The 22,669-nt window shown below is 74.3% G+C and carries 15 protein-coding genes; 8 read left to right on the top strand and 7 right to left on the bottom strand.

Annotated elements, in window-relative coordinates:
* Nucleotides 1-82 precede the first annotated feature (82 nt).
* The 7 genes from FHX71_RS24815 (at nt 83) to FHX71_RS24785 (ending at nt 10,519) form a co-directional block, all read left to right on the top strand.
* A complete protein-coding gene (locus FHX71_RS24815; RefSeq protein ID WP_182620199.1) occupies nt 83-709 on the top strand; it encodes an ArsR/SmtB family transcription factor in 627 nt (208 codons plus the stop codon).
* Entirely contained in the window at nt 706-2,118 is a 1,413-nt protein-coding gene (locus FHX71_RS24810) for an MFS transporter (RefSeq protein ID WP_182620198.1), read from the top strand. Before FHX71_RS24815 ends, FHX71_RS24810 begins: the two co-directional genes overlap by 4 nt.
* On the top strand, nt 2,115-3,062 hold the full coding sequence (locus FHX71_RS24805; protein ID WP_182620197.1) for an alpha/beta hydrolase: 948 nt from the start codon (nt 2,115-2,117) through the stop codon (nt 3,060-3,062). Before FHX71_RS24810 ends, FHX71_RS24805 begins: the two co-directional genes overlap by 4 nt.
* A gap of 90 nt (nt 3,063-3,152) precedes the next feature.
* Nucleotides 3,153-7,526, top strand: coding sequence for an SCO7613 C-terminal domain-containing membrane protein (locus FHX71_RS24800; protein WP_182620196.1), 4,374 nt, complete (start codon nt 3,153-3,155; stop codon nt 7,524-7,526).
* A gap of 32 nt (nt 7,527-7,558) precedes the next feature.
* A complete protein-coding gene (locus FHX71_RS24795) occupies nt 7,559-8,152 on the top strand; it encodes a GNAT family N-acetyltransferase (protein ID WP_182620195.1) in 594 nt (197 codons plus the stop codon).
* A 34-nt stretch (nt 8,153-8,186) separates the two neighbouring features.
* A complete protein-coding gene (locus FHX71_RS24790) occupies nt 8,187-9,905 on the top strand; it encodes a DNA-3-methyladenine glycosylase 2 family protein (RefSeq protein ID WP_182620194.1) in 1,719 nt (572 codons plus the stop codon).
* Between the two features lie 68 nt (nt 9,906-9,973).
* Nucleotides 9,974-10,519: a methylated-DNA--[protein]-cysteine S-methyltransferase gene (locus FHX71_RS24785; protein ID WP_182620193.1), complete on the top strand. Its 546-nt coding sequence runs from the start codon at nt 9,974-9,976 to the stop codon at nt 10,517-10,519.
* A gap of 94 nt (nt 10,520-10,613) precedes the next feature.
* Here FHX71_RS24785 and FHX71_RS24780 read toward each other — a convergent pair whose 3' ends face one another.
* From FHX71_RS24780 to FHX71_RS24770, 3 genes are all read right to left on the bottom strand, one after another.
* Nucleotides 10,614-11,543 (bottom strand): carbohydrate ABC transporter permease, encoded by a 930-nt coding sequence (locus FHX71_RS24780; RefSeq protein WP_182620192.1) that lies wholly within the window; start codon nt 11,541-11,543, stop codon nt 10,614-10,616.
* Complete coding sequence (locus FHX71_RS24775; RefSeq protein WP_182620191.1) at nt 11,540-12,526, bottom strand: carbohydrate ABC transporter permease; 987 nt, start codon at nt 12,524-12,526, stop codon at nt 11,540-11,542. The genes FHX71_RS24780 and FHX71_RS24775 overlap by 4 nt, the downstream gene beginning before the upstream one ends.
* A 122-nt stretch (nt 12,527-12,648) precedes the next feature.
* Nucleotides 12,649-14,049 carry an ABC transporter substrate-binding protein gene (locus tag FHX71_RS24770; protein WP_246403544.1) on the bottom strand — a complete coding sequence of 467 codons (1,401 nt, stop codon included), beginning with the start codon at nt 14,047-14,049 and terminating at the stop codon, nt 12,649-12,651.
* Between the two features lie 288 nt (nt 14,050-14,337).
* Between FHX71_RS24770 and map the strand changes: the two genes are divergently transcribed.
* A complete protein-coding gene (map, locus tag FHX71_RS24765) occupies nt 14,338-15,114 on the top strand; it encodes a type I methionyl aminopeptidase (protein WP_182620190.1) in 777 nt (258 codons plus the stop codon).
* A gap of 56 nt (nt 15,115-15,170) precedes the next feature.
* On the opposite strand, the gene FHX71_RS24760 is transcribed toward map, so the two are convergent.
* The 4 genes from FHX71_RS24760 to FHX71_RS24745 all read right to left on the bottom strand — a co-directional run bounded on the left by FHX71_RS24760 (nt 15,171) and on the right by FHX71_RS24745 (nt 22,667).
* The gene (locus FHX71_RS24760; protein ID WP_182620189.1) at nt 15,171-16,022 is read right to left on the bottom strand and encodes an HAD family hydrolase; all 852 of its coding nucleotides are present in this window, start codon (nt 16,020-16,022) and stop codon (nt 15,171-15,173) included.
* A 103-nt stretch (nt 16,023-16,125) separates the two neighbouring features.
* Complete coding sequence (locus FHX71_RS24755) at nt 16,126-16,929, bottom strand: HAD family hydrolase (protein WP_182620188.1); 804 nt, start codon at nt 16,927-16,929, stop codon at nt 16,126-16,128.
* A 58-nt stretch (nt 16,930-16,987) separates the two neighbouring features.
* Nucleotides 16,988-18,259 (bottom strand): serine--tRNA ligase, encoded by a 1,272-nt coding sequence (gene serS / locus FHX71_RS24750; protein WP_182620187.1) that lies wholly within the window; start codon nt 18,257-18,259, stop codon nt 16,988-16,990.
* A 10-nt stretch (nt 18,260-18,269) separates the two neighbouring features.
* Entirely contained in the window at nt 18,270-22,667 is a 4,398-nt protein-coding gene (locus tag FHX71_RS24745; protein ID WP_182620186.1) for a hypothetical protein, read from the bottom strand.
* Between the last annotated feature and the right edge of the window lie 2 nt (nt 22,668-22,669).

Below are 22,669 nucleotides of genomic sequence, written 5' to 3'. Positions count from 1 at the left end.
GCCGGGCCTTCGTACGTCCCGCGTGCATAATTTTTGTGCATGACTCTTGTGCACAGAGATTGTGCACGCGTACTGTGCACGTATGACCGCTCCCCAGGACGACTTCCGCCTCACCCCCGAGGCCGTCAAGGTGCTCGCACACCCGCTGCGCTCGCGCCTGCTGGGCGCGCTGCGGCGCGGCGGGCCCGCGACGGCCACCACGCTCGCCAACGCGCTGAGCACCAACACCGGCGCCACCAGCTACCACCTGCGCAAGCTGGAGTCGGTCGGCCTGGTCGCGGACACCGGCGACGGCGCCGGCAAGCAGCGCCTGTGGCGCGCCGCCACCAGCTCGCACAGCTGGGAGCGCTCGGAGCTGGCCCACGACGAGGACGCCGCCACCGCGCTCGGCTGGCTGGAGCGGGACTACCTGCGCCTGTTCACCACCGACTTCGGGCACTGGCTCGACGTCGCCGAGGCCTGGCCCGCCGACTGGCAGGACGCCACCGGCCAGGGCGACGCCTGGGTGACCGTGAACCCCGAGCAGCTCCAGGCGCTCCGCCGCGACATCGACGCGGTGCTGGAGCGCTACCGCGACGCCGAACCGGCCCCGGACGCCCGCCGCGTGCACTTCTGGCAGGCGGCGTTCCCCCTGGAGCCGGACGATGCCCCGGGCGCCGGCGCGCCCGAGGCCGGGCCCGACGGCGCCGACGAGGAGGACCGGTCATGACCCCGCTGACCCCGCGCCGCGCCCGGCAGGTCTTCCTGCTGCTCACCCTGACCCGCTGGTTCCCCGTCGGGCTGGTCGTCACGGTCACCACGCTGCTGCCCATCGAGCGCGGCCTGTCGGTGCCCCAGGCGCTGACCGCGCTGTCCGTCACGGGGTTCGTGGTGTTCGCGCTGGAGCTGCCGACGGCGGGCCTGGCCGACTCGCTCGGCCGACGGCCGATGCTCGTCGCGGCCGGTGTGCTGCAGGTCGTGGCGGCCGCGCTGTTCCTCGGCGCGCAGACGTTCTGGGCCTTCGCGCTCGCCGCCGCGGCCATGGGCGCCTTCCGGGCCCTGGACTCCGGTCCGCTGGAGTCGTGGTTCGTGGACACGGTGCACGCGACCGAGCCGGGCGCCGACGTCGACCGGCCGCTCGCCGCGCAGGGCACGGTGATGGGGGTGGCCATCGCCGCGGGCGCGCTGATCTCCGGCGGGCTCGTCTGGTGGCACCCCCTGGACGCCTGGTCGTCGCTGGTGCTGCCCTACGCGGTCTACGCCGCGCTCTCGATCGTGCACCTGTTCACCGTGATCGTCCTGGTCCGGGAGACGCCGCGCGGCGCGGGGCACCCGGCAGGGACGGGCGCGACGGCCGACGCCGTCGACGCCGAGGCGGCCGGCCCCGGGGCGACACCGGCCCTGCTGCCGGTGCCGTCGTCGGGCAGCCAGGGCACCCCGGGCGCCCAGGGCAGGCGGGGCGTGGCCGGACGCGTGCTCGACTCCGCGCGGCAGGCGCCCGGGGTGATCCGCGACGGCCTGCGCCTGGCGCGGGACAACCGGGTGCTGCGCTGGCTGCTGCTGGTCGAGGTGTTCTGGAGCGTCGGGATGGTGGTCTTCGAGACGTTCCAGCCGATCCGGCTCTCCGAGCTGCTGGGCGGCACCCAGGCCGCGGCGGCGGTCTCGGGGCCGGTCGCGGCCGCCGGGTGGGCCGTGTTCGCGGGCGGCGCGGCACTGACGGGTCTGGCCACGCCCCGGCTCGGCGTGGCCCGGACGGCGATCCTGGCGCGCGTGCTCAACGGGCTCGGGACCATCTGGATGGGGCTCGCGCTGGGGCCGGTCGGGCTGGTCGCCGCCTACCTCGTGACCTACGGGCTGCACGGCGCCTGCGGGCCCGCCTACCAGGCGCTGCTGCACCGCGAGGCCGAGTCCCGGAACCGGACCACGGTGCTGTCGATGGCGTCGATGGTCGCGTTCGCGGCCTACTCGCTGGGGGCGCCCGCGCTCGGCTGGGCGGCGGGATGGCTCTCCACGCCCGCCGCCATGGTCATCGGCGGGGTGTTCAGCACCGTGGGCGCGCTGTGCTTCCTGCCCGCGCTGCGCCGGGAGCGCCTGTTGTCTGGCCGCACGGCGCGCCTGTCGGGCACACTGGCCGGGTGAACGACTGGACCGAGGACGTGCTGGGTGCGGGCTTCGAGGCCCGCACGCTCCAGCTCCCGGGCGGCGCCGAGGCCACCCTGATCCGCTACACGCCCGAGGACGGGCCGGTGTCCGGGCGCACACCGGTGCTGTACGTCCACGGGTTCACCGACTACTTCTTCCAGCGGCACCTGGCGGAGGCGGTCGCGGGACGGGGCTACCCGTTCTACGCCGTCGACCTGCGCGGGCACGGGCGCTCCATGGACGCGTGGACGGCGGCGGGCCGCGACGCCAACATGATCAACCGCCTGGAGCTCTACGCGCAGGACCTCGACGCGGCCGCCGACGTGATCGCCGCGGACGGCCACTCGGGGCTGGCGCTCCTGGGCCACTCGACGGGCGGGCTGATCACCTCGATGTACGCCAACGCGCGCCCCGACCGGGTCACGGCCCTCGTGCTGAACAGCCCCTGGTTCGACCTGAAGGGGAGCTGGTCCGACCGGACCCTGGTCACCCAGGCCGTCTACGTGCTCGGCCGGGTCTCGCCCCGTCTGGTCGTGTCCCGGCTCGGCGAGGGCTACGGCCGGGCCCTGCACGTGACCTCGGGCGGCGAGTGGGAGTACGACCTGCGGTGGAAGCCGTACGCGGGCTTCCCGGTCCGGGCCGGCTGGCTGGCGGCGATCCGGCGCGGGCACCGCGCCGTCGGGCGGGGGCTGGCCGTCCAGTGCCCGGTGCTCGTGTGCACCAGCGGGCGCACCGGGTCCGACCTCGGGGAGATCGCGGAGCAGCTCGGCACCGACGTGGTGCTCGACGTCGCGCACATGCACGCCCGCGCGCCGCGGCTGGGGCAGACCGTGGAGATCGCCGTCATCGAGGGCGGGGCGCACGACCTGGCGCTGTCCCCGAAGCCGGCCCGCGAGAAGTACCTGAGCACGGTGCTGGACTGGCTGGACGCGCACACCTGACGGGCGAAACACACATTCGGCATGAAACTGTGACCGTTCCCTGGCGTGCCGCGGAACCCTGATACCGCGCTGCTCCGCCAGGCTTCCGCCATGGAAGAGACGTGGGTGAGTCATGCGCTGCGGCGCCTGCCCGATACCGTGTCGTGCCCCGCGTGCGGCGGTCCCCTGCGCGGCGCCGTCTGCGGGACCTGCGCGCTCGACCTGAACGGCCGGCGCGGGATCGACGTGCACGAGGCCTCGCTCGCCGTCGAGCGAGCCATCCGGGAGCGCCAGCGGATCCTCGACGAGATGCGCGCCGAGCAGCCCGCGGCGGCCGCGTACGACCGGCGGGCCGCTGCCTTGGCGGGTGCCCCGGCGACGGGGCGCCGTCCTGCACCGGAGCGCGTGGTCGCGTGGAGCGGCGACGCTCCCCCGGTGCGGCGCGCGCCCACGCGGCCGACGACGGCGCCCGCGCGCGGGCCGGTGTCCGCGGGCGGGCCGGCGTTCGCCGGAGCGGTGCCGGGCGATGCGGAGTGGGCCGGAACGGTGGTCGCCGCCTCCCCGGCCAAGGCCGCCCCGCGCAGCACCGTGGCCCTCCAGCCGATCCTGGCCGGGGTCGGCGCCGCGCTGGTCGCGGTCTCCGCGGTGGTCTTCGTGTTCTTCACGCTCGCCGACCAGCTCGTCCTGCGCACCGTCGCGACGCTGCTGGTCACGGTCGCCTCCGTGGTCGCGGCGGCGGTGATGCGCCGGGCCGGGCTGCGCTCGTCCGCCGAGGCCGTGGCGACGCTCGCGTTCGCGCTGGGCTGGGTCTGCGCGGAGCTGGGCCTGGAGGCCGGCCTGCTCGGCGGCGTGGAGCCGTTCCTCGCGCGGGCGGCGCTGCTCGCGGTGCTCGCGCCCGCGCTCGTGGTCCTCGGCGCCCGCCTGCGGGTCCGGGCCTGGGCGGCGGCCGGCGGCGTCGCCGCACCGCTGGTCCCAGTGCTGCTCGCGACGGGCCTGTCCGACGTCGGCGTCGGCCGGTGGGTCTGGGTCGTCGCCCTGGTCGCGGTGGCCCTCGTGGCGCACGCCGCGATCCGGGTCCTGGGCCGCGCGGGCGAGCGCCTCGGCGTCGTGCCGCGGTGGGAGTCGCGGGTGCTCGGCGTGGTCCGGACCGTGGCCGTGCCCGGGGCGCTCGTCGCGATCTTCACGCTGCCCGGCCTCGCCGCGCTGGCCTTCGCCGCCTGGTGGGCGGCCGTCTCGGTCGGCGCGGTCGCCGCCGGGCACGTGCTGCGGGTGCGGTCCTGGGTCACGACAGGCCTGCTCGTGGCTCCGTTCGCGGCGTTCCCCGCCGCGCTCGCCCTGCCGGACGACGCCGTCGCGCGCCCGTGGGCCGTCGTCACGGGCGCGCTGCTCGTCGCCCTGGCCGCGCTGGGCGGCCCGGTGGTCGCGCGGGTCACGGGCCCGCGCGTCGGCTCGCCCCTGCGGGCGGAGCTCGGGCTGCTCGAGGCGGTCCAGGTGCTCGGGGTGGTGCTGGCCGTCGCGACGGCGTTCCTCGTGCCCCCGACACCGCTCCTCGCCGGCGTGCCGGGGGACGCCGAGACCGCCGCCGTGCTGGCGGTCACCGCCGTCGTCGCCGCCGTGCTGCGCCGCGGCACGCACCGCCGCTGGTGGACCTTCGTCGCCGGAGGCCTCGGCGCGGCCGCGGCCATGTGCCTCGCGGCCTGGGAAGGGGCCGAGCTGATCTGGGTGCTGCCCGCGGCCGCGGGCGTGGCCTGGGCGGTCCTCGCCGTCGTGCTCACCGTCCTGGTCACGGTGCGCGCCCGCCGGCTCGTGCCCGCCGCCCGCACGCGCGCCGACCTGCTGCTCGCCGCCTGGCTCGTCGCCGCGGTCGCGACCGTCCCGGCCGTGTCGTCCGCGGGGCAGCGTGTGCCGGAGGTGCTGGTGGGACCGCTCGGCGTGTCCCCCGCGCTCACGCTTGGCGACGGCCCGCTGGGCGGCCCGTACCTGTCGCTGGACGCACGGGCCGCCGGCACGCTCGGCGTGGTGGTCCTGGTGCTGCTGGTGCTGACCGCCTCCCGGCTGGGGATCGCGGCGGGCCCGGCGTCGGCCGCCCCGGCGCCGCTGGTCCGGACGGCCCGCGCGCTCGCCCCGTGGGTGACGGCCGGCCTGGCCGTCGTCGCCGCGCTGCACACGCGGCTGGTCGCCGGGGCGTCGCTGGTGCTGCTCGCCGTGCTCGCCGCGGTGCTCCTGGCGGCGACGGCCGATCCCGACCGGTCCTGGCGCCCGCTGCGCGCCGTCGTGGTCGGGGTGCGGGCCGGGGCCGCCGGCCTGCGCCGGGCCCTAGGGTTCACCGTCCGGCTCGGCGGTTCCCCGATGGGCGCCGCCGAGGGCGCGTCCTGGCGCCCCGCCGCGCTGACCGCGGCGTGCGTCGCCCTCGGCCTCTTGACCGTCGGCTCCTGGCAGAGCCGGCCGTCCGTGCTGGCCGCCGCCGCCGTCGTCGTGCCGCTCGTGCTGGCCGCGCGGGCGGCCCTGCCGCGCGCCGTCCACCCTGCCCTCGTCCGCGGGGCGTACGCGTACGCGCTGGTCGTGGGCGGCGTCTGGCTGGGCTGGCTCGGGTTCGGCTGGGTCGCCGCCGTGTGCACCGTGTCCGCGGCGGCCTCGGTGACGGCCGTCGTGGTGACCGTCGGCACGCGGGTCACCCGCGCCGAGTGGTTCGCGGTGCTGGGCGTGACGGCCGTGCCGTTCGCGCTCGGCGTGTACACCGTGGTCGGAGAGCGCACCTGGTGGTCCGCCGGGGCCGCCGCGGCGATGCTCCTGCTGGAGCTGGTGCTGCTGCTGACCCGGCGTGCCGGGCTCGCGCCCGCCGTCCGCGTGATCGCGGCGAGCCTGGTGCTGCCCACCACGTCCGTGGCGATCGTGAGCGCGGGCGCCGCGCTGCTCCCGGGCAGCGGCTCGCCCGTGCTGCTGCCGGTGATCGCCGCGGTGGTCGCCGTGGTCGCGGGCGGCGCCCCGCGCGTGGCCGGCTTCCTCGCCGGCCGGCTGCCCGACGGCGGCGGGGTGGGCACCCTGGTGCGCGGGACGCTGGAGGTCAGCGCGCTGGTCACGGGCGCGATCACCGTGGGCCTGGCCTACGGGCGACCGGCCGCTGGGCCCGACATCGCCGTGGCCGTGCTCCTGCTTCTCGCCGTCAGCGCCGGGGTGGTCGCGCGCGAGCCCGACCGTACCCGCGTCTGGTGGCTCGCGGGCGTCCTCGCGACCGCGGCGGTCTGGACCGCGCTGGCCGACGGCGGCGTGCGGCTCGTCGAGGCCTACACGCTCCCGCCGGCCGTCGCCGCCGTGCTCGTCGGGGCGCTGCTCGCCCGCCGGGCCGGGACGCACGGCTGGCGGCTGGTCGCCGCGGGCCTGCTGCTCGGGCTGGTGCCGAGCGACCTGACGCTGGCCCTCGGCACCGGGCCCGGGGACCCGCGCGCCTGGGTCCTGCTGGCGGTCGGCGTCGTCCTGACGGTCACGGTCGTCGTGCTGCGCCGGTGGCCGCTGGTCTCGGACGCATGGGCCGCCCGGGCCCGCGTCCTGCTGGCCGGCGCCGTGCTGCTCGCGGGCGTCGGCCTGACGATCGAGTCCCTGCAGGTCGCGGGGTCGCCGTCGGGCGCGCCCGGGACCCGGTTCGCGGTCGGCCTGGGCTGGGCGTTCGCGGCGGGGCTGCTCGCCCTCGTCGCGGTCAACGCCGCTCGGACGGGCGCGTCGTCGGCCCGGCTGCGGCGGGTGCTCGACGGCGCGGGCCGCGTCCCGGCGCTGCTGTTCCTGACCGTGGGGGCCGTGGCGAACACGGAGCCGCACTGGGGCTCCATCGTGACCCTCTGGGTGCTGGAGGTCGCGGCGCTGGTGCTCCTGGTCGTGGTCGCGCGGCGGCTGCTGCGCGGGCACGGCACGGGTGTCCCGTCGTGGGCCGTCTGGCTGGCCGCGCTGGCGGCGGGCATCGCTGCCTGGCTGCCCCGGGAGCTGCGCGTCGAGGTGTTCTCCGTGCCGCTCGGCGTCGGGCTGGTGGTGGCCGGGTGCTTCGCGCTCGGCGAGTGGGAGGCCCGCACGAAGGTCAGCGGGCCCGACGCCGCGCGGGTCCCGCCGCGCACCCTGGTCGGCTGGCCGGTGGGGTGGACGGGTTCGTGGGCCCTGCTGGGGCCCGGCATCCTCGCCCTGCTCGGGCCGTCGGTGCTCGCGACCTTCACCGACCCGCAGACCTGGCGGGCCGTGCTCGTGGTCGGCGTGGCGCTGACCGGGGTGCTGGTGGGGTCCCGGCGCGGGCTCAAGGCGCCCTTCCTGCTGGGGGTCTGGGTGCTGCCCGTCGAGGTGCTGATCGTGTTCGTCAGCCAGCTGGGCACCGAGATCTCCGCGGTGCCCTGGATGCTCACGCTCGCCGCGGCCGGCGGGGTGCTGCTCATCATCGCCACCCTGGACGAGCGCCGGACGGCGGGCTACGGGGGTGCGGCGGCGTACCTCCGGGACCTGCGGTGACGGGGCCGCCGCGTGCGTGGTGGGATGACCCCATGCTGCACGACCTCACCCTCTCCGCCCACGGCGTCCGCCTCGAACCCCTGACGCGCGAGCACGCGCCGGCCCTGGCCGGGCTGGTCGACGACGGGCTCTGGGCCGGCATGACCACCGCACTCCCCGACACGACCCCGGCGATGGAGGCGTACGTCGACGCCGCGGTCGCCGCCCCCGACCACCTCGCGTTCGCGGTGCTCGGACCCGACGGCGAGGTGCGCGGGTCGACCCGGTTCTACGAGCTCAACGCCGGGCAGCGACGCGTCGAGATCGGCTCGACGTTCTACGGCCGGGACTGGTGGGCGGGCCTGACGAACCCCGCATGCAAGCTCATGCTGCTGCGGCACGCCTTCGAGACCCTCGGCCTGCGTCGGGTCGCCCTGCGCTGCGACGCCCGCAACACGCGGTCCCGCGCCGCGATCCTCAAGCTCGGCGCGCGCGAGGAGGGCCGGCTGCGCGGGCACCGCGTGGCACCGGACGGTTCCGAGGGCGACACCCTGTACTTCTCGGTCCTGTCCGACGAGTGGCCCGGCGTCCGGGACGGTCTCGTGAGCCGTCTCACGGCCCTCACTGCCGTGTCCGAATCCCGCTAGCCGGTTCGCCCGGACGGGGCGCAGGATGGTGGGCATGACCGACGTCGAGCTCCGCGATCCCGCGTTCACCGAGCGCTACCGCGCCATAGCCGCGCGCGACTCCCGCTTCGACGGGCAGTTCTACACCGCGGTCCGCACCACCGGCATCTACTGCCGGCCGTCCTGCCCGGCCCGGACGCCGAAGGCCGAGAACGTCTCGTTCTACCTGACGTCCGCCGCCGCGCACGAGGCCGGCTTCCGCGCGTGCAAGCGGTGCCTGCCCGAGGCCGCCCCGGGCACCCCCGCGTGGGACCTGCGCCGCGACCTCACGGGCCGCGCCATGCGCCTGGTGGCCGACGGCGTGGTCGACCGCGAGGGCGTGTCCGGCCTGGCCGGCCGCCTGGGCTACTCCGAGCGGCAGCTGCACCGGCTGCTCGTCGGCGAGCTGGGCGCCGGGCCGCTGGCCCTCGCCCGGGCGCAGCGGGCCCAGACGGCGCGGGCCCTGCTGGTCGGCACCACGCTGCGGCTGGCCGACGTCGCCTTCGCCGCCGGGTTCGGGTCGATCCGGCAGTTCAACGACACCGTGGCCGAGGTCTTCGGCGCGACGCCGTCGGAGCTCCGCGCCCGCGCCCGCCGGGGTGGCCGGAGTGGCCGCAGTGTGGCCGCCGATGAGATCGGTCGGTCGCACCGAGACCGGTCGGTCGATGGACCGGTCTCAGGGCAGCCGACCGATCTCGGTGAGCACGAGCCCGAGCCCGTGCGGATCTCGCTGACGCTGCCCGTGCGGGAACCGTTCGACGCGCGCGGGGTGCTGGAGTTCCTGGCCGTCCGCGCGGTCGACGGGGTGGAGTCCGCGGACCTGGGAGTCGGCGGCGCGACGGGTCTGGGCGGCGGCGCGGCCACCGTGGACGGACCTGCGCCAGTGCTCCGGTACGCCCGGACCGTGCTCCTGCCGCACGGGCCCGGCGCGTTCGAGGTGCGGGTGCCCCGTCCCGGCGGCGGACGCGTCGACCTGGACCTCGAGCTCACCGACCTCGCGGACGCGCCCGTCGCCGTCGCGCGCGTGCGGCGCCTGCTGGACCTGGACGCCGACCCGGTCGCCGTCGACTCGTCGCTCGCCGCCGACCCCGTGCTGGTGCCGTCGGTCGCGGCGGTCCCGGGGATCCGGGTGCCCGGCACGCTGGACCCGGCCGAGCTGCTGGTCCGGGCGATCGTCGGCCAGCAGATCAGCGTGGCCGCGGCGCGCACGCACCTGTCGCGCCTCGCGCGCGGCGTCGGCTCGCCGTACGTCTCGGCGTTCGAGGGCCTGACCCGGCTGTTCCCGACCCCGGCCCAGATCGCCGGGCCGGCGCACCCCGCACCGGGGGCCGACGGCGAGACCGACGGCCTCGACGTCCCGCCCGGCACGGACGCGGCCTCCGCGTATCTCCGGCTCCCGGCCCGGATGCTGGCGACCGTGCTCGGCGCGGCCCGGGACCTCGCGGACGGCAGCCTCGTCCTGAGCGTCGGCGACGACCCCGACGACCTACGACGTCGCCTGGTGTCCCGGCCCGGCATAGGCCCGTGGACGGCGGGCTACGTGGCGCTGCGCGTGCTCGGCGACTCCGACGTGCTGATGGACGGCGACGTCGCGCTGCTCTCCGGCGCCCGCAACCTCGGGCTGGTCTCCGCGGAGGCGTCCCGGCCCCACCAGTTCAAGGAGCTCGCCCTGCGCGGCGCGGCCTGGGCGCCCTGGCGCTCGTACGCCGCGATGCACCTCTGGCGCTCCGCCTGACGTGTCAGACCTACAGGTCCCCCGAGTGACCTGTGGGTCTGACAACTCGAACTCACGGAAGGAAGATCATGCAGACCACGACCCTCACCACCCCGGACGGCCCCTTCAGCGTCGTCGTCGCGGCGGTGCCCGACGGCACACTCCCCGCGGGCGAACCGCGGGAGCAGGTGCTGGCCGCCGGCTGGACCGACGACGTCGGCTCCCTGCTCGCGCTGGTCCACCCCACGCTGCGGCCGTCCGCCGTCGGCCAGGAGACGAAGCCGACGGGCCTGCTCGCGGAGGCCGCGGACGCCGTCCGCGCCTACTACGACGGCGACCACGGGGCGCCCGGCCGCGTGCCGGTGCTGCAGGCGAGCGGCCCGTACCGGACGCACGCGTGGGACGTGCTGCGGGAGGTGAAGGCCGGGGAGCGCCTGACGTACAGCGAGTACGCGGTGCGGACCGGGCGCCCGGCCGCCGTCCGGGCCGCGGCCGGGGCGTGCGCCATGAACGCGGCGGCCCTGTTCGTGCCGTGCCACCGCATCCTGCGCACGGACGGCACGCTGGGTGGGTTCCGCTACGGGCTGCCGATCAAGGAGAGCCTGCTGGCCCGCGAGGCCCCTCTGCCGAAGTAGAACTGTGGCGAGATAGAACGGGGGCTGTGGCACTGATCAGTGCCACAGCCCCCGTTCTATCTCGCCACAGTTCTACTTCGGCGGGACGGGTGGGTCAGCCCTTGACCGAACCCGCCAGCAGGCCGCGCACGAAGTACCGCTGCAGCGACAGGAACACGATCAGCGGCACGATCATCGAGATGAACGCACCGGCCGACAGCAGGTGCCAGTCGCCGCCGCGCGAGCCCGCGAGCTCGGCCACGCGCACGGTGAGCGGGAAGGTGTTCAGGTCACCCATGACGAGGGCGACCAGCAGGTCGTTCCACACCCACAGGAACTGGAAGATGGCGAACGCCGCCAGCGCCGGGGTGAGCAGCGGCAGCATCACCCGGAAGAAGACCTGCACGTGGCCGGCGCCGTCCATCCGCGCCGCCTCGACCAGGGACCGGGGGATCTCCTTCATGAAGTTGTGCAGCAGGAAGATCGCCAGCGGTAGCGCGAAGATCGAGTGCGACAACCAGATGGTCCAGAACGAGCCGTTGATGCCCAGGTCCACGTACGCCGAGAGCAGCGGCACGAGCGTGATCTGGATCGGCACGATCTGCAGGGCGAAGACCGCGATGAACAGGAAGTCGGAACCCTTGAAGTCGACCCAGGCGAACCCGTAGGCGGCCAGCAGCGCGAGGGTGATCGGGATGAACACCGCGGGCAGCGTGACCACGAACGAGTTGATGAAGAACACGGCCAGGTTGGTGGACCCGTCGAACAGCGCGGCCTCGTAGTTGCGCAGCGAGAACACGCCCTCGCCGGCGAACGCCGAGCCGAACACGGTCCACCAGCCGCTCTGGCGGATGTCCAGCTCGGGCCGGAACGACGTGACGAGCAGGCCGACCGTCGGAACCGTCCAGATGATGGCGATGACGACGGCGAGGGTGCTCGCCCACGGGTTGGAGAGCGCCTTGCGTGCCTTGCGCGCGCGGTTGCTGAGGTTCGACGTGCGACGGGGCACCTCGGGTACGGCGTCGGCTGTCTTGACGGTGCTCATCGGACGTCCTCCGAGAGGCGCTGCTGGCGCACGTTGTAGATGATCACGGGAACGACGATGACGAACAGCAGCACGGCCAGCGCCGCGCTCAGGCCCGCCTCGTTCTGCCGGAACCGCTGGTCGTAGAACTCCAGCGCCACGATGGAGGTGCCGTACTGGCCCGCCGTCATGGTGCGCACGATGTCGAAGGTTTTCAGTGTCGTCATCGCGATCGTGGTGAGCACGACCACGAGGGCGGGGCGGATGCTCGGGATGGTGATGCGCCAGAACATGCCGAACCCGGAGACGCCGTCGAGCCGGGCCGCCTCGACGATGTCGTCGGGGATGGCCTTGATCGACGCCGAGAGCAGGGTCATCGCGAAGCCGGCCTGGATCCAGACGAACACGACCATGATGAGGAACGTGTTCAGCGGCCTGCCGATGAGGAACTGCTGCGGTTCGCCGCCCAGCCAGACGATGAACTGGTTGAGCAGGCCGGTCTGGTTCACGCCCGCGGGCTTGAACTCGTAGACGAACTTCCAGATGATCGACGCGCCCACCATGGAGATGGCCATCGGCAGGAAGACCAGGCCCTTGGCCAGCGCCTCGAAGCGGCTCTTGTCGACCAGGTAGGCGTACACGAGGCCGAGGAACGTGGCCGCGAGCGGGGCGACGAGCACCCAGAGCGCCGTGTTGCCGAGCACGACGAGGAACCGCGGCTCGGTGAACGCCACGATGTAGTTGTCGAGGCCCACGAACTCGGTGCTGTTCCGGTTCATGAACGAGTTGATGATGGTGCGGATCGCCGGGTAGACGAGGCCGAGCAGCAGCAGCAACAGTGCCGCGCCCGTGAACCCGAAGCCGACGAACCAGCGGGAGGGGTTACGCGGCCTGTCGACCACGAAGAGGATGATGCCCATCAGCACGACGAACAGCACGATCGCGATGAGCATCAGCAAGATCTTGTGCACGGGGTCGGCCCCGGCATACAGCAGCCAGTCCATGGCTATCTCCTGTCGCTGACCTGGTCCGGTCGTCCTTGACGGGACCGTCCCACAGCCTAGGACGGCGGAGGCGTGGGACTGGCAGTCCCACGCCTCCGCGCGTCATGGTCGAGTTCTGGTCGTCAGTTCGACGGCCAGGAGCTCTCGATCTGGTCGGTGACCTCCTGGCTGCTCTGGTCGCTGGCGAACCAGTCGACCATGCCGCTCCAGAACGAGTCCGTGCCGACGGCGGCCGGCATGAGGTCCGACGCGTCGAACCGGGCCACGGTGGCCGGGTCGGCGAGGATCTCGGCGGAGAGCCGGTCGAAGTCCGTCGCGAGCAGGTCCGGGTCCAGGCCGTTGTTGGCGCTCACCCAGCCGCCGGCGGGGGTGGCCTGCGCCTTGGCGTTGGCCCAGTCCGCGCTGGACAGGTAGGTCTGGAAGGCCTGCACCTCGGGACGGTCCGTGAACGCGCCGATGAACTCGCCGGCGACCAGCGTCGGCTTCTCGTCGGCCGTCTGCGCCGGCAGGTAGAACGCGTAGACGTCGCCGTCCGGGCCCACCTCGGTACCCTCGGGCCACTGCGTCTGGTAGAAGTTCGCGGCACGGTGCATCCAGCAGTTGCCGTCGAGGATCGGGTAGCCCGCGTCGGTCCAGGTCGCCGTGGCGATCGAGTCGACGCCGCCGAGGCCGCCGTTCACGTAGTCCGGGTTCTTCAGGATCTCGCCCGCGGTGTCGAACGCGTCGACGATCTGCGGGTCGTTGAACGGGATCTCGTGGGTGTACCACTGGTCGTAGACGTCCGGGCCCGCGGTGCGGAGCACGACGTCCTCGATCCAGTCGGTGCCCGGCCAGCCGGTGGCGTCACCGGACTCGATGCCCGCGCACCACGGACGGGTCGCGCCCTCGTTGCCCTCGGCGATGGTCGCCGTGAGCTCCGTGAGCTCGTCCCAGGTGGTGGGGACCTCGTACCCGGCGTCGGCGAACATCGACGGCGAGTACCAGACGTACGACTTGACGTTGGAGCCCAGCGGCGCGGCGTAGAACGTGCCGTCGACCGTGCCGTACTCCTTCCACTCCGGGGCCCAGCCCTCGTCGACGTTGGCCTCGACCTGCTCCGGTGCAGGGAGGACCGCGTCGTAGTCGTTGACGAGCGTCTGCAGCAGACCCGGCTGCGGCAGGATCGCGATGTCCGGCGGGTTGCCGGCCTGGACGCGCACCGGAAGCTGCGCCTCCATCTCGCGCGAGCCCTCGTAGTTGATCGTCACGCCGGTGCAGTCCTCGAACGGCTTGTACGACGCCGTCTGGGTCTCCGCCTCGGGCTCCACGATCGTGGTGTAGACGCTGACCTCGGTGCCGTCGAGGTCGCCGAACTCGTCGAACGCGGCGCAGTCGATCGTGGCCTGGGTGGCCTCTCCGCCGCCGCCCCCGTCCCCGCCGCCGCCGTCATTGGTGTCGGCACAGGCCGTTAGGACCAGGGCCAGGCTCGCGCCGGTCGCCGCCAGGGCGACGGCTCGGCGCTTGGAAGCCATCCGGATAGTCATCTCGTGCTCCTCCACTGCTTCGTGGGCTCAGAACCCTCTGACTTGCGGGTAAGGACCGGCAAGACTGCCGGGTTGCCCGACCTCAACGCAACCGTGGTTCGCGATGCAATGCAAGCCCATACAGCATCACCTTGCATTACGAAATCGTTGCAATCGCAGCGATCGGCCAAGCGAGGTGAAACGCCGGGTCGGACACGCGCAAGGCGCCCGCCCGTGCACGACGGCGTGTCGGCGTCGGGACGTAGGCTTGTGCCGCCAGATCACTGGTGCCCCTACGGAAGGACGGTCATGATCGAGCTGAGGACGCCGCGCGAGATCGAGGAGATGCGCCCGGCGGGACGCTTCGTCGCCGACGTGCTGCTCGCCGTCCGCGAGGCAGCGGCCGTGGGGGTGAACCTCCTCGAGCTCGACGAGATCGCGCACAAGATGATCCGCGACCAGGGCGCCGAGTCGTGCTACATCGACTACCACCCCTCGTTCGGCGCGATGCCGTTCGGCAAGGTCATCTGTACCTCGGTGAACGACGCCGTGCTGCACGGCCTGCCCTTCGACTACGCGCTGCAGGACGGCGACCTGCTGTCGATCGACTTCGCCGCCTCGGTGAACGGCTGGGTCTCCGACTCGGCGCTGTCCGTCGTGGTGGGCGAGCCCGACCCGGCCCGCGCCGAGCGCGACACGAAGCTGATCCGCACCACCGAGGTGGCGCTGGAGGCCGGCATCGCCGCCGCGCAGCCGGGCAAGAAGATCGGCGACATCTCCGCGGCCATCGCCGAGGTGGCGCACGCCGCCGGTTACTCGGTCAACACCGACTTCGGCGGGCACGGCGTGGGGCGCACCATGCACGGCGACCCGCACGTGCCGAACAACGGCCGCGCCGGCCGTGGGTTCCCGCTCAAGCCGGGCCTGGTCATCGCGGTCGAGCCGTGGTTCCTGGAGACCACGGACGAGATCTTCACCGACCCCGACGGCTGGACGCTGCGGTCGGCCGACGGCTCGCGCGGGGCGCACTCCGAGCACACGATCGCGATCAAGCCGGACGGCCCGCTCATCCTCACGGCGCGCTGACCGAGGACGTGTCAGACGCTCAAGTCCCCCGGGGGACCTGAGCGTCTGACACGGCGCTAGATCAGGGTCTTGAGGGCCTGGATCACGCCGTGCTGCGAGATGTCGCCGACGGTCTCGTTCGCGATCGCCTTGACCGCGGCAGGAGCGTGCCCCATCGCGACGGCGCGCGCGGCCCAGCTCAGCATCTCGATGTCGTTCAGCCCGTCGCCGACGGCGAGGGTGTTGTGCCGCGGGACGCCGAGGGCGGAGCGGATGTTCTCCAGCGACGTCGCCTTGCTCAGGTGCCGCGGCGTCACGTCGATCCAGTCGGGCCCGGCCTCGGTGGCCGTGACGCCGTGCCGGCGCAGCGGCTCGAGCAGGTCCAGCACGTTCGGGCCCCGCAGGATCGCGCGCGAGGCGGGCATCACGCCCAGCTCGCCGACGCTGACCACGCGCTGGGCGCCGTTGACCTCGTGCGGCTCGAACAGCCGGTTCACGCGGTAGCCGATGCCGATCTCCTCGACACCCACCTGCACGTCGGGGAACCGGCTCAGCGCCATCTGCGCCACGGGGCCGACGTCGAAGGTCAGCACGTCCTCGAGCATGTAGCCGTTGGTGCACGTGGCGCACAGCCGTGCCGTCACCGCGCCGTTGGAGGCGACCACCCAGCCGTCGGTGATCCCGAGCTCCTTGGCCACGGGGAGGATCCCTGTCAACGACCGGCCCGACGCGAGGACCACGTGGTGCTTGCGCTCGCGCACGAGCCGCACGGCCAGCACCGTCGGTCCGGGCACGGGCTGCCCGGTGACCAACAGGGTCCCGTCGATGTCGAGGGCAACCAGGTGGGGCGCATCGTTGCGCACCCGCGTGGAGACCGATTGGTCGTCCAGGATCATCACGTACCCCCATGGCACCGTGAGCGCCGTCACTCTTCGACGGATCGCGCCCAAATGTACAGGCATCCGGCCAGTGATCCATACCTTTGCACGGATTACTTTCACCCGTGGTTCGCCTCGCGGGTTCTTGGCCGGTTCAGAGCAGCGAGCGGAGCACCTCCACGAGGCCGTCGTCCTCGATCGAGCCGGTCACGGCGTCGGCGGCCGCCTGCACCGCTTCGGCCGCGTGACCCATGGCCACGCCGTGTCCCGCCCAGCGCAGCATGTCGATGTCGTTGCTGCCGTCGCCCACCGCGACGGTGTCCTCGATCGCCACGCCGAGCTCCTTGCGGACCCTCTCCAGGGCCGACGCCTTGGTCACGCCCTGCGGTGCGATGTCCATCCACGCGGACCAGCCGACGGCGTACGTGACGTCGTCGAACCCGAGGCGCGCCGCGATCTCGTGGAACTCCGCGCTCGTCTCCCCGGGGCTGCGGACCACCACGCGCGTGACGTCGCCGGACCAGAGCTCCTCGAAGTCCACGACGCGGTGCTCCCCGTTGAGCTCGCCCTCGGGGAAGAGCTCGTTCATCCGGAAGCCGACGCCGACGTCCTCCACCGCGTAGCGCGCGTGCGGCAGCTCGACCTGGAGCATGCGCAGCACCGGCTCGGGGTCGAACGTCTCGACCCGCTCCAGGGTGTAGCCCATGGGCGCGGACACGTCGATGCGCGCCGTGACGGCGCCGTTCGACGCGACGATCCACTCGTCCTCGATCTTGAGCTCGGCCGCGACCGGCGTCATCGCGATGAGCGACCGCCCGGACGCGAGCACCACGTGGTGCCCGGCGGCCCGGACGGCCGCGACCGCCTCGCGCGCCTCGTCGGACAGCACCTCGTCGTACGTGACGAGCGTGCCGTCGATGTCGAGGGCGATGAGCTTTCGTTCGGAGTCACGTGCCACGCTCGCAGCCTACAGACCCGAGCATGAACGCCGGCCGACGACGAGGTGATCGACCGCCCTACTTCACGGGCTCCAGGACCTCCAGGCCGCCCAGGTACGGACGCAGGCCCTCGGGCACGCGGACCGAGCCGTCGGCCTGCTGGTGGTTCTCCAGGATGGCGACGATCCAGCGGGTGGTGCCGAGCGTCCCGTTCAGGGTCGCGACGTTCCGGGTCGAGCCGTCCTCGGTCCGCTCGCGGACGCCGAGCCGGCGGGCCTGGAACGTGGTGCAGTTCGACGTCGAGGTGAGCTCCAGCCAGCGCTCCTGGGTGGGCAGCCACGCCTCGCAGTCGAACTTGCGGGCCGCCGACGAGCCCAGGTCGCCCGCCGCCGTGTCGATGACGCGGTAGGGCAGCTCGACCTTGGCCATCATGGCCTCTTCCCAGCCCAGCAGGCGCTGGTGCTCGGCCTCGGCGTCCTCGGGGGCGCAGTAGCTGAACATCTCGACCTTGTGGAACTGGTGCACGCGGATGATCCCGCGGGTGTCGCGGCCCGCCGACCCGGCCTCACGGCGGTAGCAGGCGCTCCAGCCCGCGTAGCGCATCGGCCCGTCGGACAGGTCGACGATCTCGTCGCTGTGGTACCCCGCGAGCGCCACCTCGGAGGTGCCGACCAGGTAGAGGTCGTCCTTCTCGAGGCGGTAGATCTCGTCGGCGTGCGCGCCGAGGAAGCCGGTGCCCTGCATGGTCTCGGGCTTGACGAGGGTGGGCGTGATCATGGGCGTGAAGCCCTCCTGCACGGCCTGGTCCATCGCCATGTTGAGCAGCGCCAGCTCCAGGCGCGCGCCGATGCCGGTGAGGAAGTAGAACCGCGCCCCCGACACCTTGGCCCCGCGCTTGGTGTCGATGGCGCGCAGGCCCTCCCCGAGCTCCAGGTGGTCCTTGGGCTCGAAGCCCTCGGCCGCGAAGTCGCGGCGCGTGCCCACCTGCTTGAGCTCGACGAAGTCCTCCTCGCCGCCGGCGGGAGCGCCCTCGATCACGTTGGCGATCGAGTACAGCACGCGGTCGAGCTCCTGCTCGGCCTCCGTCGCCGTGGCCTGGTGCTGCTTGACGTCCTGGGCGAGTTGCTTGGTGCGGGCCAGCAGCGCCTGCTTCTCGTCGCCCTGCGCCTGGGCCACCTTCTTGCCCAGGGACTTCTGCTCCGCGCGCAGGTTCTCGAACTCGGTCAGAGAGGAGCGGCGGCGCGCGTCGGCGTCGAGCGCCGTGTCCACGAGGTCGGGGTCGTCACCGCGGGCCACCTGGCTCGCGCGGACGACGTCGGGGTTGTCGCGCAGAAGTCGGAGATCGATCACGGGGACGAGCCTATCGGGGCTGTCGCGCTGAATTGGTCCGCAGCGCGACCATGGTGAGCAGCGGCACGGCGGGGATGAGCGCGATCATCGCGATCCGCAGGCCGAAGTCGTTGACGAGCGAGCCCAGGACCGCCATGACCCACATCGCGACCAGCGCGGGCCGCAGGAACTCCCACTCCTTGTCCGCGCGCGTGAACCAGGCGGGGGTCAGGCGCGCCCGCCACGATGTCGGCCCGAGGAGCGCCAGCCCGACCACCACGAGGATCGCCACCGTGGCCCAGACCGCGGGCCCGCCGGTGATGGAGCCCACGGCGTACAGGGCCTTGCGCAGCACGGTCGAGACCGCCTCGCCGTCGATCACCTGGCCCACGAAGCGGCCGAGGTGCGAGCGCGACTCCGGCGGGCGCAGCCAGTCCAGGACCCCCACGAGGGCCACCACGCCGACGCCGGCCGCCGCGACCCAGGTGAACCGCCACAGGGTCAGACGTAGCCCGGAGGCGGCCATGCCGACCACCACGAACGCCGGGACGAGCACGAGGCCGCCGCCCAGGTCCGCGCCGAGGGTGGGCCAGACGTCGACCGCCATGGCGATCACGCCCACGACGCTCACGGCCAGGGTCGCCATGACCCGTTTGCCCCGGGACACGAGGAGCTGCGCCAGGGCGGCCGCGAGCGCGATCGCCGCGACCGCGTAGACCGAGAAGGTCGGGTTGCCGAAGCCGTAGAACCGCGCGCCGAAGGTCGGGGCGGACCCGAGGGGCGCCGCCCGGTTCAGGGGCGTGCCGAACAGCGCGTCCACCGTGAGCGCGACGAAGGTGATGCCCGCGACGACGGCGGGCGCCGCCCAGAGCGGCCGGCGCGGGGCCAGCAGGCTCAGCCCGGTCACGGCCGCCGTCACGAGCACGGTGGCCCCGATGATCGCGAGCACGGGCAGGTCGAACCGCCACCAGCCGGTGAGGGAGACGAGGAACCCGCCCGCCGGGAGCGCCGTCAGCGCCGTGGCGGCGACCTCGGCGGCGCGCCGCAGCCGGTTCGGGACGACGGCGATCCGGCGCGGCACCAGCCAGCAGGCCGCCGCGAGCGCGAGACCGAGCCAGAACGGCACGTCGACGAGCCAGATGTAGGCGTCGCGGCGCACGTGGTCGCGCGCCGTCATGTCGGCCAGCTCGTCGGCGGTGAGCCACGCCGAGGCGGGGCGCTCCCCGCCGCGGAGCAGCGGCGTCGGGTCGATGTCGGCGGGGAGGTCCGCGCCGACGGCGTCGAGCACGGCGGCCGGGACGTCCATCAGGCGTGCCACGCCCTCCGTGCGGGTGGCCGTGCTGGCGAGGTAGCGCGGCAGCCCGTCGTACGACGCCGAGGGGCGCAGCAGCGCGGGCCCCAGCTCGAGCGCGTGCTCGGGCGTGGTGGCGACGTCGATCACGAGCACCGTCGTGTCCGCGGGGGCGGCGTCGAGCACGCGCCACACCGTGAGGTCCACGGCGGCGACGAGGTCGGCGCGGATCGCCTCGACCTGCTCGGCGCCGTCGGGCTGCTTCTCCAGGTCGGCCCGCTCGGCGACGTCGAGCAGCGCGGAGCCGGCGTCCACGAACGTGACGGGGCAGTCCCACGCGCCCGAGTCCTCGGCCACCGCGTCGTTCAGGTCGAAGTACCGGCCGACGCTGCCGTCGCCCTGGGCGAGCGCGACCGCCGCGCCGGGCCCGACCGCCGTCGTGCACTCGCCGGCGAGGGCGTCGCCGAACGTGCCCGGGTGGGCGGCGTAGCCGGAGCCGCGCTGCAGCGCGGTCAGGCGGTCCCACTGGTCGACGACGGCGGGGCGGTCGCCCTGGGCGGTGACGTCGCCGGGGGCGGCGGGCTCGGCGACCGCACCGTCCGCCGCGGCGTCGCCGCCGGCGTCAGCGCCGGACGCGGCGTCACCGTCGGCCGCCGCGTCGGCCGTCACCGGCGTCACCGTGATGTCGTCGCAGATCCAGTGCCGGTCGGCGTCGCGCTCGTCGGCGACCTCCGCGAGCCGGCCCGACGACAGGCTGAGCCAGCCGCTGTCCGGGCAGCGCGCCGCGCGCCCGTTGGGCAGGGTCAGGCCGGCGGCGTCGGCGCCGTCGGTGAGCAGGCCGTACAGGGTGGGCGCGGGCGCCGTCCCGGTGTCGAGCGACGGCTTGACGTCGGTCCAGCGCAGGCCCTGCGTGCCGATCACGATCACGTCGTCGCCGGGCGGCACCACCGGCTGGCCGCTGCTGAGGGAGCCGGACTCCTGGCCGGCGGCCTCGGCGCCGGCCACGGGGAGCACGGCCGCCGCGAACAGCAGGCTGAGCAGCAGCGCGCCGGACAGGCCCAGGACGGCGGACGGGACGCGGCGCACCGGCTCGGTGTGCCGCCCCGAGGGGAGCCAGCCGCGGGCGCCGAGGAACCGGGTCACCAGGTCCGGCCGCGCGGCGAACGCCCCCAGCAGGGCGAACGGCACGAACAGCGCGAGGCCGCGCAGGCGGTCGCCGAAGAACGGGGCGGCGTCGACGCCGACGGTCACGAGCGCGACGAGGACCACGGCGCCCACCGCGAGCCACGCCGGGCGGGTGGGCCGGGGCGTGTCGCGGCCGCGGGCGCCGTCGCCCAGCAGGGACCCGGCGCTCGTCCCCGTACGACGGCGGCCCGCATACGCCGCGAGCCCGCCCGCGAGCACGAGGCCGGACACCGCGTAGACCACGAACGCCACGTCCGAGAAGCCGTAGAACCGGTCCGCGGTGGCGAGCGACGGGCCGAGCAGGGAGCCCTGCAGCAGCGTGAACCCGGTGACGCCGTCGACCGTGAAGACGAGCCAGGTGATCCCGGCGGCCGCCACGGCGTTGCGCCACGGGGCAGCGGGGAGGAGGCGGGAGACGCCGCGCACGGTGAGCGCGACGGCGACCGCCGCGACCGTCAGCGACAGCGCCAGGCCGAACTCGGGCGCGGGCCAGACCCACCAGCGGGAGAGCGTGGCGAGGCTCGCCGCCGCCGGTGCCGACACCGCGAGCAGCGCGGCGCCCAGCGCCAGCCGCTGGCGGTAGGGCCCCGGCTCGCGGCGCGGGCGCGCGGCACGGCGCGGCAGCACCAGGACCAGGACGGCGATCAGCAGGAACAGGACGATCGCACCGATGAACGCGGGCACCTGCGCCGGGATCGTGTCGGCCAGCACGTTGATGTACTGCCGGTTCTCGACCGTCCGGGCCACGGTGGTCCGGCGCGGCTCGCCGACCTCGATCGGCATGCCGTCGATCGAGGGCTCCTCGAGCGCCGGTTCCGGCGCGAGCTCCTCGGCCTCCGGGTCGGGAAGGGCGCCGGCGGCCTCGGCCGCGGTGGCCGTGAGGTCGGTGAGCTGCACGAAACCGGTGCTCCGCGACGCCTCCGACGTCAGCCAGCGCACGCGGGGGACGTCCACCACCCAGTCCACGACGACCTGCAGCCCCTGCTGCGTGAGCGGCGTGTCGGCGACGCCCGCGACGAGCACGCGCGTCCCGGCGAGCAGGCTCCGGGTCAGGCTGGCGAGCGTGCCGTCCAGCGTCTTCAGCGCCTGGGCCCGCTCCGGCCCCTCGGGCAGGCTGCCGGCGTCGACGACGGTGACGGGGCACTCCGTGAGGGCGTCCTGCCAGGCCTGGCCGCGCGCGCCGAACACGCTCGCCGAGCCCTCGGCGCCGTCCGTGGTCAGGGCGTCCAGGGAGGGGACGTACCGGCCCACGGTCCCGTCCTCGCGGGCGAGCATGACGGCGGCACCCGGCCCGATCGCCGTCGAGCACGCGTCCGCCTCGGCCAGCATCTCGCCGAGGAGGCCGGGGGCGGGCGCCTTCGCGCGTGCGGCGGGCTCGGTGACCGGCTCGTCCTCGTCCTCGTCCTTCTCGGGGAGCTGCGCCCAGCCGTCGACCGTGGCGCGCGCCGGCTCGGCGTCGCCGGAGCCCTGCGCGGAGCCCGTCGCGGGCTCGGGCACGGGCGTGCACGACGCCGCCCCGCGGGCCTCGCGCTCCTCGCCGTCCTGCTGCTCGGGGTCGGGCCGGTCGGCGCGTTCCGCACTGCCCGCCGAGACCGTCCGGCTCCCCGCCGAGAGCGTGAGCCAGGCGTCCAGCGGGCACGTCGCGGGCGCCGCGGTGCGCACGTTGATCGACGCGACGGAGCCGCCGCCGATCATGTGCCACAGGGTCGGGGTGGTGCTCCGGGAGACGTCCGTCCACCGCAGGCCGGCCACGCCGACCACCACGACGGGGGCGGCGGGCGCGGGCTCCGCGGCGTCCGCGCTCCCTTCCCCGTCCGCCGTCGTCGCGACGGCCGCCGGCGCGGATCGCGGGGCCGCCGACGCGGTCGTCGGGCCGATCAGGCCCAGCAGGGCCGCGACGAGCATGACGAGGGCAGCGGGCACGGTCAGTGTCCGGGTAGAACGGGGATTCACCC

Source organism: Promicromonospora sukumoe (assembly GCF_014137995.1).
GTDB classification, from domain to species: domain Bacteria; phylum Actinomycetota; class Actinomycetes; order Actinomycetales; family Cellulomonadaceae; genus Promicromonospora; species Promicromonospora sukumoe.
The sequence above is the reverse complement of the archived record's forward strand: the minus strand, read 5'-3'. Positions and strand labels throughout refer to the sequence as shown.

What these genes read in the sequence shown, in the direction of transcription:
- FHX71_RS24815 (WP_182620199.1), top strand. Translation starts at nt 83, where the DNA reads ATGACCGCTCCCCAGGACGACTTCCGCCTCACCCCCGAGGCCGTCAAG.
- FHX71_RS24810 (WP_182620198.1), top strand. Translation starts at nt 706, where the DNA reads ATGACCCCGCTGACCCCGCGCCGCGCCCGGCAGGTCTTCCTGCTGCTC.
- FHX71_RS24800 (WP_182620196.1), top strand. Translation starts at nt 3,153, where the DNA reads ATGGAAGAGACGTGGGTGAGTCATGCGCTGCGGCGCCTGCCCGATACC.
- FHX71_RS24795 (WP_182620195.1), top strand. Translation starts at nt 7,559, where the DNA reads ATGCTGCACGACCTCACCCTCTCCGCCCACGGCGTCCGCCTCGAACCC.
- FHX71_RS24790 (WP_182620194.1), top strand. Translation starts at nt 8,187, where the DNA reads ATGACCGACGTCGAGCTCCGCGATCCCGCGTTCACCGAGCGCTACCGC.
- FHX71_RS24785 (WP_182620193.1), top strand. Translation starts at nt 9,974, where the DNA reads ATGCAGACCACGACCCTCACCACCCCGGACGGCCCCTTCAGCGTCGTC.
- FHX71_RS24780 (WP_182620192.1), bottom strand. Translation starts at nt 11,543, where the DNA reads ATGAGCACCGTCAAGACAGCCGACGCCGTACCCGAGGTGCCCCGTCGC.
- FHX71_RS24775 (WP_182620191.1), bottom strand. Translation starts at nt 12,526, where the DNA reads ATGGACTGGCTGCTGTATGCCGGGGCCGACCCCGTGCACAAGATCTTG.
- FHX71_RS24770 (WP_246403544.1), bottom strand. Translation starts at nt 14,049, where the DNA reads ATGACTATCCGGATGGCTTCCAAGCGCCGAGCCGTCGCCCTGGCGGCG.
- map (WP_182620190.1), top strand. Translation starts at nt 14,338, where the DNA reads ATGATCGAGCTGAGGACGCCGCGCGAGATCGAGGAGATGCGCCCGGCG.